Source organism: Microbacterium sp. M1A1_1b (assembly GCF_053345565.1).
On record NZ_JBKFAJ010000003.1, the window covers coordinates 145,468 to 160,836 of the forward strand.

General features: G+C 72.5%; 13 protein-coding genes. 12 read left to right on the forward strand and 1 reads right to left on the reverse strand.

Translation table 11 applies throughout. The annotated features are described in order from the left end of the window. Positions 1–191 precede the first annotated feature (191 nt). From ACLBWP_RS09290 to ACLBWP_RS09345, 12 genes are all read left to right on the forward strand, one after another. On the forward strand, positions 192–2,972 hold the full coding sequence (locus ACLBWP_RS09290) for a glycoside hydrolase family 2 protein (RefSeq protein ID WP_447654943.1): 2,781 nt from the start codon (positions 192–194) through the stop codon (positions 2,970–2,972). 128 nt (positions 2,973–3,100) lie between these two features. After that, entirely contained in the window at positions 3,101–3,379 is a 279-nt protein-coding gene (gene tatA / locus ACLBWP_RS09295) for a twin-arginine translocase TatA/TatE family subunit (protein WP_374202516.1), read from the forward strand. 127 nt (positions 3,380–3,506) lie between these two features. Beyond that, positions 3,507–4,895, forward strand: a complete 1,389-nt coding sequence (locus ACLBWP_RS09300) for an MFS transporter (protein WP_447654944.1) — start codon at positions 3,507–3,509, stop codon at positions 4,893–4,895. A gap of 53 nt (positions 4,896–4,948) precedes the next feature. Then, positions 4,949–7,117 carry an ATP-dependent Clp protease ATP-binding subunit gene (locus tag ACLBWP_RS09305; protein WP_447654945.1) on the forward strand — a complete coding sequence of 723 codons (2,169 nt, stop codon included), beginning with the start codon at positions 4,949–4,951 and terminating at the stop codon, positions 7,115–7,117. Positions 7,118–7,229: 112 nt separating this feature from the next. Continuing rightward, positions 7,230–7,361, forward strand: a complete 132-nt coding sequence (locus ACLBWP_RS09310) for a hypothetical protein (protein WP_279396828.1) — start codon at positions 7,230–7,232, stop codon at positions 7,359–7,361. A gap of 19 nt (positions 7,362–7,380) precedes the next feature. Further along, positions 7,381–8,034, forward strand: a complete 654-nt coding sequence (locus tag ACLBWP_RS09315; RefSeq protein WP_243562280.1) for a response regulator transcription factor — start codon at positions 7,381–7,383, stop codon at positions 8,032–8,034. Continuing rightward, entirely contained in the window at positions 8,031–9,203 is a 1,173-nt protein-coding gene (locus ACLBWP_RS09320) for a sensor histidine kinase (protein ID WP_447654946.1), read from the forward strand. Before ACLBWP_RS09315 ends, ACLBWP_RS09320 begins: the two co-directional genes overlap by 4 nt. Before the next feature lie 47 nt (positions 9,204–9,250). Continuing rightward, on the forward strand, positions 9,251–9,790 hold the full coding sequence (locus ACLBWP_RS09325) for a hypothetical protein (RefSeq protein ID WP_447654947.1): 540 nt from the start codon (positions 9,251–9,253) through the stop codon (positions 9,788–9,790). A gap of 5 nt (positions 9,791–9,795) precedes the next feature. Further along, the gene (locus tag ACLBWP_RS09330; RefSeq protein WP_447654948.1) at positions 9,796–10,836 is read left to right on the forward strand and encodes a peptidoglycan-binding protein; all 1,041 of its coding nucleotides are present in this window, start codon (positions 9,796–9,798) and stop codon (positions 10,834–10,836) included. Positions 10,837–10,847: 11 nt separating this feature from the next. Beyond that, a complete protein-coding gene (locus ACLBWP_RS09335; RefSeq protein ID WP_447654949.1) occupies positions 10,848–11,522 on the forward strand; it encodes an ABC transporter ATP-binding protein in 675 nt (224 codons plus the stop codon). Continuing rightward, on the forward strand, positions 11,519–12,688 hold the full coding sequence (locus ACLBWP_RS09340) for an ABC transporter permease (RefSeq protein WP_447654950.1): 1,170 nt from the start codon (positions 11,519–11,521) through the stop codon (positions 12,686–12,688). The genes ACLBWP_RS09335 and ACLBWP_RS09340 overlap by 4 nt, the downstream gene beginning before the upstream one ends. Positions 12,689–12,766: 78 nt before the next feature. Then, positions 12,767–13,327, forward strand: a complete 561-nt coding sequence (locus ACLBWP_RS09345) for a DUF2231 domain-containing protein (RefSeq protein ID WP_243562290.1) — start codon at positions 12,767–12,769, stop codon at positions 13,325–13,327. 55 nt (positions 13,328–13,382) lie between these two features. On the opposite strand, the gene ACLBWP_RS09350 is transcribed toward ACLBWP_RS09345, so the two are convergent. Beyond that, positions 13,383–15,338, reverse strand: coding sequence for an acyltransferase family protein (locus ACLBWP_RS09350; protein WP_447654951.1), 1,956 nt, complete (start codon positions 15,336–15,338; stop codon positions 13,383–13,385). Positions 15,339–15,369 lie beyond the last annotated feature (31 nt).

Here is a 15,369-nt window from a genome sequence, read left to right on the forward strand (position 1 = left end):
ATGGCAACCCGTACTAGCATCACGGAGCACCCACGCGCGCGGATCGTCCTGGTACGTTCCGCGCGCGCGACGCGACGCTGCCCGGACCACCGGTGCCGTGCCTCCAGGCCGCAGACCGGCCACGGCACCACCGACGGCCGGGCCCCGACCGCGGCGGACCCCGGGGCGCTCCGCCGAAGAGAAGGACCGCTATGACCCTCGACCGCGAGGAACTCCAGGGCGACTGGACCGTGTCGATCGGCGACGACTCCGTGCCCGCCGGTGCACCGGCGGCGGTGGTGGCCGCCCTGCGCGGACCGGGCATCAGCGCGACGGTGCCGGGGCAGGTGCACACCGACCTGCAGCGCGAGGGGCTGCTGCCCGACCCCGCCTTCGACCGGAACGAGCCGTCGGCCGCGTGGGTCGGTCGCGCGGACTGGACCTACCGTCGACAGCTCGACGTCGACCCGCGCGGACACGAACGCGTCGACCTGGTCTGCGACGGACTCGACACCGTCGCCGAGCTGAGCCTGGACGGCGTGGTCGTCGGGACCACGCGCAACATGCACCGCCGCTACCGCTTCGACCTGCTGAACCGCATCGGCGGGAGCGGCGACGACGACCGGACGCTGGAGATCCTGTTCGAGTCGCCGTACCGCGAAGCAGGCCGCGTCGCTGCCCGCGCGGGCGCGATGCCCGGACCGTACGACGAGCCGTTCCCCTACGTCCGCAAGATGGCGTCGAACTTCGGCTGGGACTGGGGCCTGACCGCCGTCACGAGCGGGCCGTGGCGCGACGTCGCGATCGAGCGCTGGTCCACCGCCCGACTGCGCGACGTCCGGCCGCTGGTCGACGTCGAGGCGGGCGAGGGGGTCCTCGACGCCCACATCGCGTTCGAGCGCTCGGGCGCGAACGACCTGGACCAGGACGGCGAGGACGACGACCTGGTGCTCGTGGTGACCGTGGCGGGGGAGACCGCCGAGGGCACGACGACCCGGCAGCGCTCACGCGCGCAGGTCACGCCGAAGGAGGACGAGACCGTCGTCACGGTGCGCATCCCCGACGCGCGGCTCTGGTGGCCCCGCGGGTACGGCGAGCAGCCCCTGTACGACGTGTTCGTCGAGCTGCAGACGGTCGAGGGCGAGGTGCTCGACCGGCAGACCTTCCGCACCGGGTTCCGGTCCACGCGGATCGACACCACCAAGGACGACACCGGGCGGCCCTTCGACATCCACGTCAACGGCACGCTGATCGACGTGCGCGGGGTGAACTGGATCCCGGACGACGTCATCGTCTCGCGGGTCGACCGCGCCCGCTACCAGGACCGGCTCGCCGCGGCGGCGTCGCTCAACACGAACCTGGTCCGCGTGTGGGGTGGCGGCGTGTACGAGTCGCACGACTTCTACGAGGTCTGCGACGAACTCGGACTGCTGGTGTGGCAGGACTTCCCGTTCGCGTGCTCGGCCTACCCGGAGATCGAACCCCTCCGCAGCGAGGTCGTCGCCGAGGCGCGGGACAACGTCGCCCGGCTGTCGCGGCACCCGTCGCTGGTGCTGTGGAACGGCAACAACGAGAACATCTGGCTGCACGACGCCGACGGCTGGGCGAAGGACCTGGGCGACCGCGGCTGGGGGCTCGACTACTACCTCGACCTGCTGCCGACGATCGTCGACGCGGTCGACCCGTCGCGCTTCTACACGGTGGCATCGCCGTGGTCCGGGTCGGAGTCGCTGTTCGCGAACGACGTCGACAACGAGACACACCACTCGTGGGACGTCTGGAACCGGCTGTCCGACGACCACTACCGCGACTCGGTGCCGCGGTTCGTGTCGGAGTTCGGCTGGCAGGCGCCCCCCGCCTGGCGCACCCTGCGCGACGCCGTGTCCGACGACCCGATGACGCCGACGTCGCCCGGAGTCGTGCACCACCAGAAGGCCGCCGACGGCATGGCGAAGCTCGCCCGCGGGCTCGAGCCCCGGTTCGGCACCGGCTGGGACACCGACCTGGACCGGTGGCACTACCTGACGCAGCTGCAGCAGGCCCGCGCGATCGCCACGGGGGTCGAGCACTGGCGGACCCACTGGCCGCGGAACACCGGCGTGATCGTGTGGCAGCTGAACGACCTGTGGCCGGTGTCGTCGTGGTCGGCGATCGACTCGGCGGGGCGGCTGAAGCCGCTGGCGCACGAGCTGCGCCGCCTGTACGACGACGTGCTGCTGACGATCCGACCGTCGTCGCGGGTGTCGGTCGCGACCGGTCGGGCGCCTGCGGACAGCGCCGGACGGCCAGGAGGCTCGGACCAGACCACCGCGTCGCTGCCGGTCCCCGAGACGGTCGGGTCCGGTGCCGCGGACGGCTCCGGTGCCGCAGTCGGGTCCGCTGCCGTGGTCGGGTCCGCCGGCTCCGGTTCGGCGCCGGGTGACACCGCCGTGCTCGACCGCCCGGACGAGGGCACCTCGTCGCCGATCGAGATCGCGGTGCGATCGACGCGCCGCGGTCTGGACAGCGTGGTGCGCGTCCGTCGGGTCGACCTGTCCGGACGGGTGCTGGCCGAGGCCGAGCTGCCGGTCCGGCTGGACAAGGCCGGCGTCGCCGTCGTGCCGCTGCCGGCGGCGGTCGGCGTCGTGGCCGACCCGACGGCCGAGCTCGTCATCGCGGACATGGACTGGCGACGTGCCGTGTGGACACCCGGACCGGACCAGGACATGCGCTGGGAGCCCGCGCACTACCGGGCGGCGTTCTCGCCGGCTGCGGACGGCGACGGGCTCGACCTGGTGGTGGAGGCGGAGTCGCTCGTGCGCGACCTGCTGCTGCAGCCGGACCGGGTGCAGCCGGGTGGCACGGTCGACCGCGGCTTCATGACCCTGCTGCCGGGGGAGCAGGTGGCCTTCCGCCTGCGCGGCGTGACCGAGGCCGACATCCCCTCGCTCACCGGCGCCGCGGTGATGTGGACCCTCGATCGCGTCCTCGACGACCACGTCGATCCTGAATGAGCGGTGTCCGTTCCCGGCCCCGCCTGTGCTTCCGGACGCACGCGCGGTACCATCGGACGAACGCGGACTTCCGCTGGGCGCATCGATGACGATCCGCTGACGGCGACCAGTTCCAGAATCAAGGAGTCATGATGCTCGGAAACCTCACCGGTCTGCACCTGCTGATCATCCTCGGGATCGTCATCCTGCTCTTCGGCGCCACCAAGCTGCCGGCCCTGGCCAAGGGCCTCGGCCAGTCGATCAACATCTTCAAGAAGGAGATGGACACCGACGACAAGAAGGCCAAGGGCACGGACGGCACCGTCCAGAACACCACGGCCGAGCCGACCACCCCTGCTGCGCAGCAGGTCCCGGTCGTCAACCCCGGACCCTCGGTCCAGCCGAACACCACCGACCACCGGAGCTGATCCGGTCCCGCCCCGTTGCTGAAGCCCCCGTGGTCCCACACGGGGGCTTCGTCGTGTCCGGCGCGGGCGCGACGACGAGCGGCGCGACACCCCGGCCCGCCCCGCCGCGCAGGCGCATGATGAGCAGGTGACCACCCACCCCGCGCCACTGCGCGACGACCGACGGATCGTGCTCGTCGTCGCGATCCTGGCGTCCTTCGTCGTGGGGTTGGACTCGAGCGTGGTGAACGTGGCGCTCCCGGCGATCAAGACCGAGCTCGGCGGCGGACTCGTCGTGCAGCAGTGGACGGTGGACGCCTACCTGGTCACCCTCGGTTCGCTGATCCTGGTCGCCGGCTCGCTGTCGGACCTGTTCGGTCGCGTCCGTATCGTCACGTGGGGGCTCGTGGTGTTCGGGGTCGCCTCGGTGCTGTGCGCGATCGCACCCACGGGCGTGGTGCTCATCGTCGCCCGCGCGCTGCAGGGCGTCGGCGGCGCACTCGTCACCCCGAGCGCGTTGGCGCTGATCGTCGCGGCCTACCGGGGCGCGGCGCAGGCGAAGGCGATCGGGTCGTGGACGGCGTGGTCGAGCGCTGCGGTGATCGTCGGCCCCGTGGTCGGCGGGCTGATCGTGGACGGGATCGGGTGGCGGTGGATCTTCGTGCTGACGGCGGTCCCGATCGCGGTGACGATCGTGCTGGTGCGCCGGATCTCCGGCGACGTGGTGGCGGAGCACCGTCCCCCGGTCGACGTCGTCGGCGCGGTGCTCGCGGTGCTCGGCGTGGGTGGTGTCGTGCTCGGGCTCATCGAACAGGAGCGGCTCGGGTGGGGATCCCCGGCGGTGGTCGCGGCGCTGGCCGTCGGTGGTGCGGCGCTCGTCGCGTTCGTGCCGTGGGAGCTGCGTGTGATGCGGGGCTCCGGTGCGCCGCTCGTCCCGCTCGGGCTGTTCCGGGCGCGCAACTTCGCGGTCGGCAACCTGGCCACGCTGTCGATCTACGGCGCGCTCGGGATGGTGTTCTTCGTGGTGACGCTGTTCCTGCAGGAGATCTGGCGCTTCCCGGCCTGGCTGGCGGGCCTGGCGACCCTGCCGCCGACGGTCATGCTGCTGCTGCTCTCGACCACGGTCGGGTCGCTCGCCGGGCGGTACGGTCCGCGGTGGTTCATGGCGGCGGGTCCGGCGATCGCGGCGGTCGGCGCGCTCGTGCTGCTGCTGGCGGGAGACGACCCCGCTGCCTACTGGTGGTCGGTGCTGCCGGGGCTGGTGCTGATCGGGGCGGGGATCGCGACGATGGTGACCCCGCTCACGAGTGCCGTGCTGGGATCGGTGCCGCAGTCCGAGGCCGGCGCGGGATCGGCCGTCAACAACGCCGTCGCGCGCATCGCCGGACTGGTGACGGTGGCCCTGGCCGGGGTCGTCCTGGGCGGCGGTGTCAGTGTGGACGGCCTGCACCGGGCGATGCTCGTGATGGCCGTGCTGCTGGCGGCCGGCGCCGTGGTCAGCGCGCTCGGGATCCGGAATCCGACCACGCGATCCTGAGTTGAGTGCAGTAGACTCAAGTTCAGATCCGACGCAAGGAAAGGACAGAACGCATGGCGAACCTCCAGGGCGCTCCTGACTCTGCCGAGCGGCAGAAGACCGCCCTCGAGCAGTACGGCGTCGACCTGACGGCGATCGCACGGAGTGGCAAGCTCGACCCCGTGATCGGCCGTGACGCCGAGATCCGGCGCGTGTCGCAGGTGCTGACGCGCCGCACCAAGAACAACCCCGTGCTCATCGGCGAGCCCGGCGTGGGCAAGACCGCGGTCGTCGAGGGACTCGCGCAGCGCATCGTCGCCGGCGACGTCGCCGACTCGCTCAAGGACAAGCGGCTGGTGTCGCTCGACATCTCGGCGCTCATCGCGGGTGCGAAGTACCGCGGCGAGTTCGAGGAGCGGCTGAAGGACGTCCTCAAGGAGATCAACGAGTCCGACGGCCAGGTGATCACGTTCATCGACGAGCTGCACACGCTGATGGGCGCCGGCGGGGGCGAGGGATCCGTCGCCGCGTCGAACATGCTCAAGCCGATGCTGGCGCGCGGTGAACTCCGCCTGATCGGTGCGACCACGCTCGACGAGTACCGCCAGTACATCGAGAAGGACGCGGCGCTCGAGCGGCGCTTCCAGCAGGTGTACGTGGGCGAACCCAGCGTCGAGGACGCCATCGCGATCCTGCGCGGGCTCAAGGAACGGTACGAAGCGCACCACAAGGTCACCATCAACGACTCCGCGCTCGTGGCCGCGGCGAGCCTGTCGAACCGGTACATCTCCGGCCGCCAGTTGCCCGACAAGGCGATCGACCTGATCGACGAGGCCGCGTCGCGCCTGCGGATGGAGATCGACTCCAGCCCGGTCGAGATCGACGAGCTCAAGCGGAACGTCGACCGACTGCGGGTCGAGGAGTTCGCGCTCAAGCAGGAGAAGGACGACGCGTCCAAGGCCCGGCTCGAGACCCTGCGCGGGGAACTCCGCTCGCGCGAGGAACGCCTGGGCGTGCTCGAGGAACGGTGGCAGGCCGAACGGGCCTCGCTCAACCGGATCGGTGAGCTCAAGCAACAGCTCGACGACCTGAACATGCGCTCGCAGCGGGCCCAGCGCGAGGCCGACTACGCCACGGTGTCGCGGCTGGAGTACGGCGAGAAGCCCCGGATCGAGGCCGAGCTCGCCGCCGCCGAACAGGCCGAGGGCGCCGACCGGATGGTGAACGACAGCGTCACCGACGAGGACATCGCCGCCGTCATCGCGCAGTGGACGGGCATCCCGCTCGGGCGACTGCTGCAGGGCGAGACCGAGAAGCTCCTGCACCTGGAGACCGAGCTCGGCCGCCGGATCATCGGGCAGCGCACCGCCGTCAGCACCGTCTCCGAAGCCGTCCGCCGCACCCGCGCGGGCATCTCGGACCCGGATCGACCGACCGGGTCGTTCCTGTTCCTCGGCCCGACCGGTGTCGGCAAGACCGAGCTCGCCAAGGCGCTCGCCGAGTTCCTGTTCGACGACGAGAAGGCCCTGGTCCGCATCGACATGAGCGAGTACGGCGAGAAGCACTCCGTCGCACGCCTGATCGGTGCTCCGCCCGGGTACATCGGGTACGAGGCTGGCGGGCAGCTCACCGAAGCGGTCCGACGTCGTCCGTACTCGGTGATCCTGCTGGACGAGGTCGAGAAGGCACACCCCGAGGTCTTCGACGTGCTGCTGCAGGTGCTGGACGACGGGCGGCTGACCGACGGCCAGGGGCGCACGGTCGACTTCCGGAACACGATCATGGTGCTGACCTCGAACCTCGGGTCGCAGTTCATGACCGACATGTCGCTCACGGCCGACCAGCGCGAGGAAGCGGTGCGGGACCTCGTGCAGCAGGTCTTCCGTCCCGAGTTCGTCAACCGGCTCGACGACATCGTGGTGTTCCAGGCGCTGACGGCCGAGGACCTCGGCCAGATCGTCTCGCTGTACGTCGACCGGCTGGCCCGCCGGCTGTCCGACCGTCGGCTCGAGCTCGCGGTCACGCCGCAGGCACGCCAGTGGCTGGCGGAACGCGGCTACGACCCGGTCTACGGCGCCCGCCCCTTGCGTCGCCTCATGCAGCGGCAGATCGACGACCATCTGGCGCGGGCGATCCTGGCCGGAGACGTGCGTGACGGCGACACGGTGCGGGTGGACGTCGCCGAGGGCGGTGACGGCCTGACGGTCGAGCCGTTCGAACTGGCCGAGATCGTCGAGGAGTAGCGCAGCACGCACAGCAGGCCCGGTGCTGGTCCGACGGACCGGCACCGGGCCTGCTGTGCATCGCCCAGAGCGCGAAACGTCGACGAAACGCCGGACCCGGAAGGCTCGTCGCATGGACCACCTGACGATCGACACCGTTCCCCTGGCCACCGTCTCCGCCCCGACCGGGGCCGTCACCGCGTTCGTCGTCCGCGTCGACGAGCGATCGGGGTCGGTGACCCTCGACTCAGCCCCAGCACAGTGACATGTCGTGTACTACCGATATGCGAGTTCTGGTGGTGGACGACGAGACGACCCTGGCCGACCTCATCGCGCGGGGGCTGTCACGGCAGGACATGGCGGTCGACGTCGCCTACCGCGGCGACACCGCCGACGAGATGCTCGCGGTCAACGACTACGACGTCGTGGTGCTCGACCGTGACGTCCCCGGTGTGCACGGTGACGAGATCGCGCGGCGTCTGGCGGCACACGGCAGCCTGACGCGCATCCTGATGCTCACGGCCGCGGCGACACTGACCGACCGGGTGCACGGGCTGGAACTCGGCGCCGACGACTACCTGGCGAAGCCCTTCGAGTACCCGGAGCTCGTCGCGCGCGTGCGGGCCCTCGGGCGCCGCAGCACCGCACCCGTCGCGCCCGTGCTCGAACGCGGCGGCATCGTGCTCGACACCAACCGCCGCATGGTGACGCGCGACGGCCGACCGCTCGACCTGACGGCGAAGGAGCTCGGCGTGCTCGAGACCCTGCTGCGCGCCGACGGCCGGATCGTGTCGAGCGAGGAACTGCTCGAGAAGGTCTGGGACATGAACATCGACCCGTTCACCGCCGCCGTGCGGGTGACGATGTCCAAGCTGCGCCGGAAGCTCGGCGACCCCGACCCGATCCGGACCGTGCCGGGCGCCGGCTACGCGGTGTGAGGCGCTCCTGGAGCATCCGGGTCCGGACGGCGCTGTTGTTCGCCGTGGCCTCGATGGCGCTGACCACGGCGGTGCTGGTGTTCGTCAACGTCGCGTCGCAGCAGTCCTTCACGCGGGTGTTCCAACGCGAGGGGACGGCGTCGGCTCCCGCATCGGTGGACCCTGCTCCGCCGGCTGCTCCCGCTGCTCCGGGGTGGGCCGCGGCGACCGCGCTGCCCATGACGAGCGGACCCGCCCCGCAGCCCGCCGAGGAGACGATCGTGTCGACGGTCTCCACCCTGCAGTGGCAGTGGTCCGCGATCGGCGTCGTCGCCGCAGGGGCGCTCGCCGGTGGTGTCGGCTGGCTCGTCACACGGCGGGTCCTGCGGCCGATCGACCGGATCACCCGGGCGGCGACCCGCATCTCGGCGTCGAACCTGCACGAGCGCATCGCCCTCGACGGACCCGACGACGAACTCCGACGGCTCTCGGGCACCGTCGACGCCCTGCTCGCGCGGCTGGAGACGGCGTTCGAGAGCCAGCGACGGTTCGTCGCCCAGGCATCGCACGAACTCCGGACGCCGCTGGCCGTCCAGCGCGCGGCACTGCAGATCGGCCTGCCCGACGACGCGACCCCCGACGAGATCGCCGTCGCACGTGGACAGCTGCTCGACCACAACCGTCGCACCGAGCACCTGGTGGAGAGCCTGCTGGTGCTGGCACAGGCCGAACGCGGGATCTCGGTGCCCCGCGAAGCGCTCGACCTGCCCGCGATCGTCGACCAGGTGACCACGGCGGTGCAGGCCGAGCGTGCCGGTGGCGCGCGCGTTGTCTGCGTGACGCGGGGCGAGCCTCCCGTCGGTCTGACCGGCGAACCGACGCTCGTGCGCCAGGTCGTGACCAACCTGGTCGACAACGCGCTCGAGTACAACGTGCCCGACGGCATCGTCCGGGTGACGGTCGAGCGCAGCGGGCTCGTCGTCGAGAACACCGGACCGACCGTGTCGGACGACGCGGTCGGCGCCCTGACGGAGCCCTTCCGGCGGAACGGTGTGGACGGCACGCGTCGGCACAGCGGGCTCGGCCTGTCGATCGTGCAGGCCGTGGTCCGCGCCCACGGGTGGACGCTGGCGATCACGCCGCGACCCGGCGGCGGACTCGTCGTGCGCGTCGGTGTTTCGCCGATGTGACCTGACGGGTACCCGGGACGAAACAGCGGTTCCGCTGTGCTGGATGCATGCACACCAGTTCACGAACGAAGACCCTCCGCGCCCAGATCGTGGCGCTCACCGCCGCTGCCCTGCTGCTGCCCGCCGTCCTGGCCGGATGCAGTTCGTCACCCGACGGCTCCGCCAGCGGCGCGCCGAGCGCCGGCGCTGGATCCGCGGACCGTGCCGCATCGAAGACGGCGGCGTGCATGCGCGCCAAGGGCTACGACATGGCGGACCCGTCCGCGGGGAAGTTCTCGGTCGGCCGGCCGGACGGCGTCGACCCGGCCCAGTGGGACGCCGACTTCGCCGCGTGCGCCGGGACCGGCGGACACGCTGCACCGGGCACCGCGGCGGGCGACGACTCCGAGTTCCCCGACCAGGACCTGGTCCGCCGGGCGAAGAAGGTCGCTGCCTGCCTGCGTGAGCACGGGTACGAGGACTTCCCGGACTCCCTCGACGCGCAGGCCACCTACCAGGTCCCCGGCGACCCCGACGCGTTCGACGAAGCCGGCACGGCCTGCGGGCGCGACTTCGCACCGGCGACCACGTCCGGAGCGGGGTCGTGAGGCGGATGGCCGCACGCCGGACCGCCATCGCAGGCGGCTGTCTGGTCGTGGTGCTCGGGGCCGGTGTCGGCACCTGGGCCGTGCTCGACCCGGCGGCGTCCCGCGCCGACACGACGAGCGCCCCGCGCCACCACCCCACCGCAGCGGTGGAGCGGGGCGACCTGGTCGACACGAAGACCTTCGCCGGGTCGCTCGGCTACGGAGCCCCGTCCTCGGTGCCGGGCGCCGCGACGGGCACGCTCACGTGGCTGCCGGCGCCGGGCCAGGTGATCCACCAGGACGAACCCCTGTACGCGGTCGACGAGCACCCGGTCCGCGCGATGCACGGGACCACCCCGATGTGGCGGACCTTGGCACCCGGTGCCCGCGGGGCCGACGTGCAGCAGCTCAACCAGGACCTCGCTGCGCTGGGGTACGACGTCGCCGTCGACGACGTCTTCGGACGCCGGACCACGGCGGCCGTCAAGCGCTGGCAGCACGACCGCCGGATGCCGGTGACCGGGGTGGTGACGGCGGACGACATCGCCTTCGTCCCGGGCGACGTCCGGGTCGACGCCGTGACCGGAGTGCTCGGGCAGCCGGCCGGTGGCGACGTCCTGCGCGTCACGAGCACGGCACGCGTCGTCCGGGCGACGGTGGCCCAGCGCGAGGCCGAGCGCCTGGCGGTGGGCACGGCCGTCCGGGTCCGGGTGAACGGCACGGGCGCGGCGATGGACGGCACCGTCGTCGACGCGGTCCCGACGACCGGCAAGGACGGCACCGCGTCCGTCGACGTCACGGTCGGCTTCGACCCCGGGGACCGCACGCTGCCGGCCGCGGCCTCGGCTCAGGTCGAGGCCCAGGGGCAGCGGGAGACCGACGTGCTCACCGTCCCCGTGGCGGCGCTCGTCGCCGGTGCCGGGTCCGGCGGCGGGTACGCGGTCGAGGTGGTGCGCCACGACGGGACCACGAAGCGTGTCCCGGTGCAGGCGGGCTTCGTCGCCAGTGGCAAGGTCGCCGTCACGGGGGCGCTGCACGCGGGCGACCGGGTCGTGGTGCCGTCGTGAGCGTGCTGTCGGTGCGCGACGTCACGAAGACCTACGGCGACGTCGGTGCCCTGCGCGGGGTCTCGCTCGAGATCGACCACGGCGAGCTCGTCGCCGTCGTCGGGCCGTCCGGCTCGGGGAAGTCGACGATGCTCAACATCGTCGGCACCCTCGACCGTCCGACCGCGGGCACCGTGACGATCGCCGGCAACGACGTCGACACGATGACGGACGACGCGCTCTCGCAGTTGCGTGCCGACCACGTCGGCTTCGTGTTCCAGCACTTCCACCTGCAGGCCGGGGCCACCGCGGCCGAGAACGTCGCCGACGGGCTGCTCTACGCGGGGGTCCCGCGTCGCCAGCGCCGTCACCGGGCGGTCGCTGCGCTCGAGCGCGTCGGCCTGGGGCACCGCGTCGACCACCGACCGGACCAGCTCTCGGGTGGCGAGAAGCAACGCGTCGCCATCGCCCGGGCGATCGTCGGCGACCCGAGCATCCTGCTCGCCGACGAGCCGACCGGTGCGCTCGACTCGGTGTCGGGGGCCGCGGTCCTGGCGCTGCTCCGCGAACTCAACGACGGCGGCACCACCGTGCTCGTCATCACCCACGACCTGGGGCTGGCGGCGTCCCTGCCCCGCCGGGTGCGCATGCGCGACGGACTGGTGGAGCACGACGACGCCCGGCAGCCGCTCGGGAGCGCACGGTGAACGCCGGCGACCTGTTCCGGCTCGGCGTGTTCGGGTTGCGCACCCGGCCGACCCGCGTCGTCCTGTCCGCCCTCGGCATCGCGATCGGCATCGCGGCGATGATCGCGGTCGTCGGGATCTCGTCGTCGAGCAAGGCCGCACTCGACCGCGTGCTGGACCAGCTGGGCACGAACGTGCTCACCGTCACCCCGGCACAGGGGTTCGGGGAACGACCGCCGTTGCCGGACACCGCCGTGGCCTCGGCGCTCCGGCAGGACGACGTCCTCGGAGCCGCCGGGGTCGGCACCGTGCCGGGCGGCTCGGCGTACCGCAACGACCACGTCCCGACCGCCGAGACGAAGGGCATCGGCGTGACGGGGGCGTGGGGCGACGTCCCCGCGGTCCTCGGCGGCACGGTCGCCTCGGGTCGGTGGCTCGACACGGCCCCGACCGCGCTGCCGCAGGTCGTCCTCGGGGCGAGCGCCGCCGAGAACCTGGGGATCGACCACGTGGACGCCGACGCGCGGGTCTGGATCGACGGACGGTGGGTGCAGGTCGTGGGCGTCCTCGATCCGATCGCGCTCGCCGCGGACCTGGACAACCAGGTGTTCGTCCCGCGCGGGCTGGCCGCCACACTCGGGTTCGACGGTCACCCGACGGCGGTCTACACGCGGGTGGACCCGGACCGCGTCGCCGACGCACGCGGGGTCCTGGCCGATGCGATCAGCCCCGGACACGCACAGGACGTCGGGGTCACCCGGCCGTCGGACGCGCTCGCCGCGAAGAACGCCACGGACGAGTCCTTCACGGGGCTGTTGGTCGGGATCGGCGGTGTCGCGCTGCTGGTGGGTGGCATCGGGGTGGCGAACACGATGGTCATCACCGTGCTCGAACGTCGCGCCGAGATCGGGGTGCGGCGGGCGCTGGGGGCGCGGCGCCGGAACATCCGTGACCAGTTCCTGGTCGAGTCGCTGCTGCTGTCGTTCGTGGGTGGCATCGCGGGCGTGGTGATCGGGCTCGGGGTGACGGTCGCCTTCGCGGTCGGACAGGGGTGGCCGGTCGCGGTCCCGCTGTGGGCGGTCGGCGGCGGCCTCGGCGCGACCGTCGTGATCGGCGGGGTCGCCGGGCTCTGGCCGGCGGCCCGCGCCGCGCGCATCCCCCCGACGAGCGCGCTGGCCGCGGTCTGAGGACACGACGCGGTCAGCCGGGAGGCCCGGTGCCGGTCCCTGGGACCGCACCGGGCCCGGGGGCCTAGCGTCCGGTGCATGCCGGAGATCCGAGCGCTGAGGCGCATGACCGATGCCATCGAGGACGCCAGCGTCCTGGACAAGGCCGTGGCCTTCGACCGGGCCGTCGTCCGTGCGACCGCCAGGCCGCGAGCCCTGCGGCAGCTGCTGCACGGAGTGCCCTTCGGGCACCCGATCCACCCGCTGATGGTGCAGGTGCCCCTGGGCACGTGGATCTCGGCCGCGGTGCTCGACCTGCTGGGCGGGAAGGGCAACGCGAAGGCCGCGACGACCCTGGTCGGCGTCGGCCTGGCGTCGGCGGGCAGCGCGTCGGTGGCCGGCTACGTCGACTGGGCCGAGCTCGGGACGAAACAGCTGCGCACCGGGTGGGTGCACCAGGCGGTCAACTGGGTCGGCATCTCGTTGTACGGACTGTCCTGGGCGCAGCGGCGGGCCGGGAACCACGGCGCCGGCAAGGTGCTCGGGTTCGCCGGGCTGGCCGTCGTCGGTGTCGGCGGGTACCTGGGCGGACACCTGGCCTACCGGCAGCGTGCCGGTGTCAGCGCGGCCGGCGAGGTGCCGTTCGACGGGATCCACTGACGACCCGTCGCGGGTCGACGGACCGTCCGTGGGCGCAGGGCGCAGGGCGCGGGACTCAGGGACCGGCCGGACGGGCGGGTCCGAGCACGGGTGCCAGCGCGTCGGCGAGCCGCGGTTCGAGCGCACGGGCCGTGGTGTCCGTCAGGTGGTTCGCGTCGCGGTAGACCAGGACGTTCCAGAGCACCGGAGCGCAGACGTCGCGGCAGATCCAGGGCAGGGGGTCGATCCAGGTCACGCCGGTGCGCGCGGCGACCTCGGCCTGCGCCGTCGTCCGCGCCGTGTCGACGAGCGTGTCGCGGGGCGCGGCGCACCGCCCGACGTCGTGCAGCGCGGCGGACAGACACCGGTCGGGCGTCTCGTCCCAGAACGGGGTGTCGCCGACGAGCACCACTGCGGCCCCGGACGCCCGGAGGTCGTGGATCGTGTGTTCGAGTGCGTGTCCCCACCCCACGACGTCGGGTCGCATCGCGGTGATGCGGCGGAGTGCGTCCCGTCGCCACAGGTCGCACTCGCGGTAGGTCCGGCCGAGTTCGACGGACGACACGGTCAGGTCGACACTCGGGCACGACGACTTCGTCATCGTCACCAGGGCTGCGTGCTGCCGGTCGGCCACGGTCGTCAGGGGGGACGCCCACTGCGCCGCGTGCGAGTCGCCGAACAGCACCATCGTCCGCGCGCCCGCGCCGGTCCGGCATGCCCGGGTCGTGACCGCGTCGAAGTCCGCGTGACATCCGGACGCGTACAGGCTGGGCACGTCGTCCGTCGCGGATGCCAGTGACGGCGTCAGGTTCCGTGGCACCGCCGGTGGAGCCCACGGCCCGCCGAGGACGCGGGCAGCACTGGCAGTGGGTGCGACCGTCGTGGTGTGCAGGACCGGCAGCGCGGTCGCGGGTACGACGGCGACGGCCACCGCGGCGACGACGGCCACCAGGACGACGGGCCTGGTGCGTGTCCGACGTGCCCAGGCCGAGACCCGCACCTCGAACACCGCGTGCCCGGCCCAGGCGAGCACGACGGCGGCTGCGAGCGCCGCGGCGGTCTCGAGGGGCGTGAGTGGTCGCCCCACGGCGGTGGCCGCGAGCACGAGCGCGGGCCAGTGCCACAGGTACAGCGAGTACGACCGGTCCCCGATCCACCGCATCGGCCGGGTCGACAGCAGCTGCCGCACCGGGTCGTCAGCCGGGCCGGGGACGACGAGCAGGAGCGCGCCGACCACCGGCACGAGCGTGAGCGGTCCGGGGAACGGGGTGGACCCGTCGAACACGACGAACGACACGGCGACCAGCCCGATGCCGAGCAGTCCGGACCACCGCCACAGCACGTGCGCGGGGACTGCTGCGCGACGGCGGGCCCGTGCGAGGACGACCGCGGCAACGGCCCCGCCCCCGAGCTCCCAGGCGCGGCTGTGGGGAGCGAAGAACGCCCACGGGCCGCTCGCCGACGTCTGTGCGACCATCGCGACGACGCTCACGGTGCACAGGGCGGCGGTCAGGACGAGCAGTCGTCGGCGGAGGGCCGGCACCGCCAGGATCCCCGCCAGTGCGAGCGCCCATCCGAGGTAGAACTGCTCTTCGACCCCGAGGGACCAGAACTGCTGGAACGGACCGGCGACGTGGTCGGCGAGGTAGTCGGTGCCGGTCCGTGCGAGCTGCAGGTTCTCGGCCCCGACCAGCGCCGCGATCGCCTGCACCCGGATGCCGATGCGGTCCAGGGGCGGCGCGACCAGGAACGCCACGAGGACGGTCGCCGCCACGGTCGCGGTCGCTGCCGGCGCCAGGCGCGCCACACGGTTGCGGAAGAAGTGTCCCAGGCGGACGCGCCCGTGGGTGGCCCGGTCGCGCAGCAGGTTCCCGGTGATCAGGAAGCCGGAGATCACGAAGAACACGTCGACACCGACGAAGCCCCCGGTGACGCCGGGAACCCCCGCGTGGAAGGCGAGCACACCGAGCACGGCGACCGCGCGGAGACCCTGGACGTCGCGTCGGCGCGCAGGTTCGGGAGACTGGGACATGAAATAACAATATCAGGTGCCAGACGATGTG

Excerpts from the sequence above, each read along its gene's own strand:
- ACLBWP_RS09290 (WP_447654943.1), top strand. The coding sequence starts at position 192 with ATGACCCTCGACCGCGAGGAACTCCAGGGCGACTGGACCGTGTCGATC.
- tatA (WP_374202516.1), top strand. The coding sequence starts at position 3,101 with ATGATGCTCGGAAACCTCACCGGTCTGCACCTGCTGATCATCCTCGGG.
- ACLBWP_RS09305 (WP_447654945.1), top strand. The coding sequence starts at position 4,949 with ATGGCGAACCTCCAGGGCGCTCCTGACTCTGCCGAGCGGCAGAAGACC.
- ACLBWP_RS09310 (WP_279396828.1), top strand. The coding sequence starts at position 7,230 with ATGGACCACCTGACGATCGACACCGTTCCCCTGGCCACCGTCTCCGCC.
- ACLBWP_RS09315 (WP_243562280.1), top strand. The coding sequence starts at position 7,381 with ATGCGAGTTCTGGTGGTGGACGACGAGACGACCCTGGCCGACCTCATC.
- ACLBWP_RS09325 (WP_447654947.1), top strand. The coding sequence starts at position 9,251 with ATGCACACCAGTTCACGAACGAAGACCCTCCGCGCCCAGATCGTGGCG.
- ACLBWP_RS09330 (WP_447654948.1), top strand. The coding sequence starts at position 9,796 with ATGGCCGCACGCCGGACCGCCATCGCAGGCGGCTGTCTGGTCGTGGTG.
- ACLBWP_RS09345 (WP_243562290.1), top strand. The coding sequence starts at position 12,767 with ATGCCGGAGATCCGAGCGCTGAGGCGCATGACCGATGCCATCGAGGAC.
- ACLBWP_RS09350 (WP_447654951.1), bottom strand. The coding sequence starts at position 15,338 with ATGTCCCAGTCTCCCGAACCTGCGCGCCGACGCGACGTCCAGGGTCTC.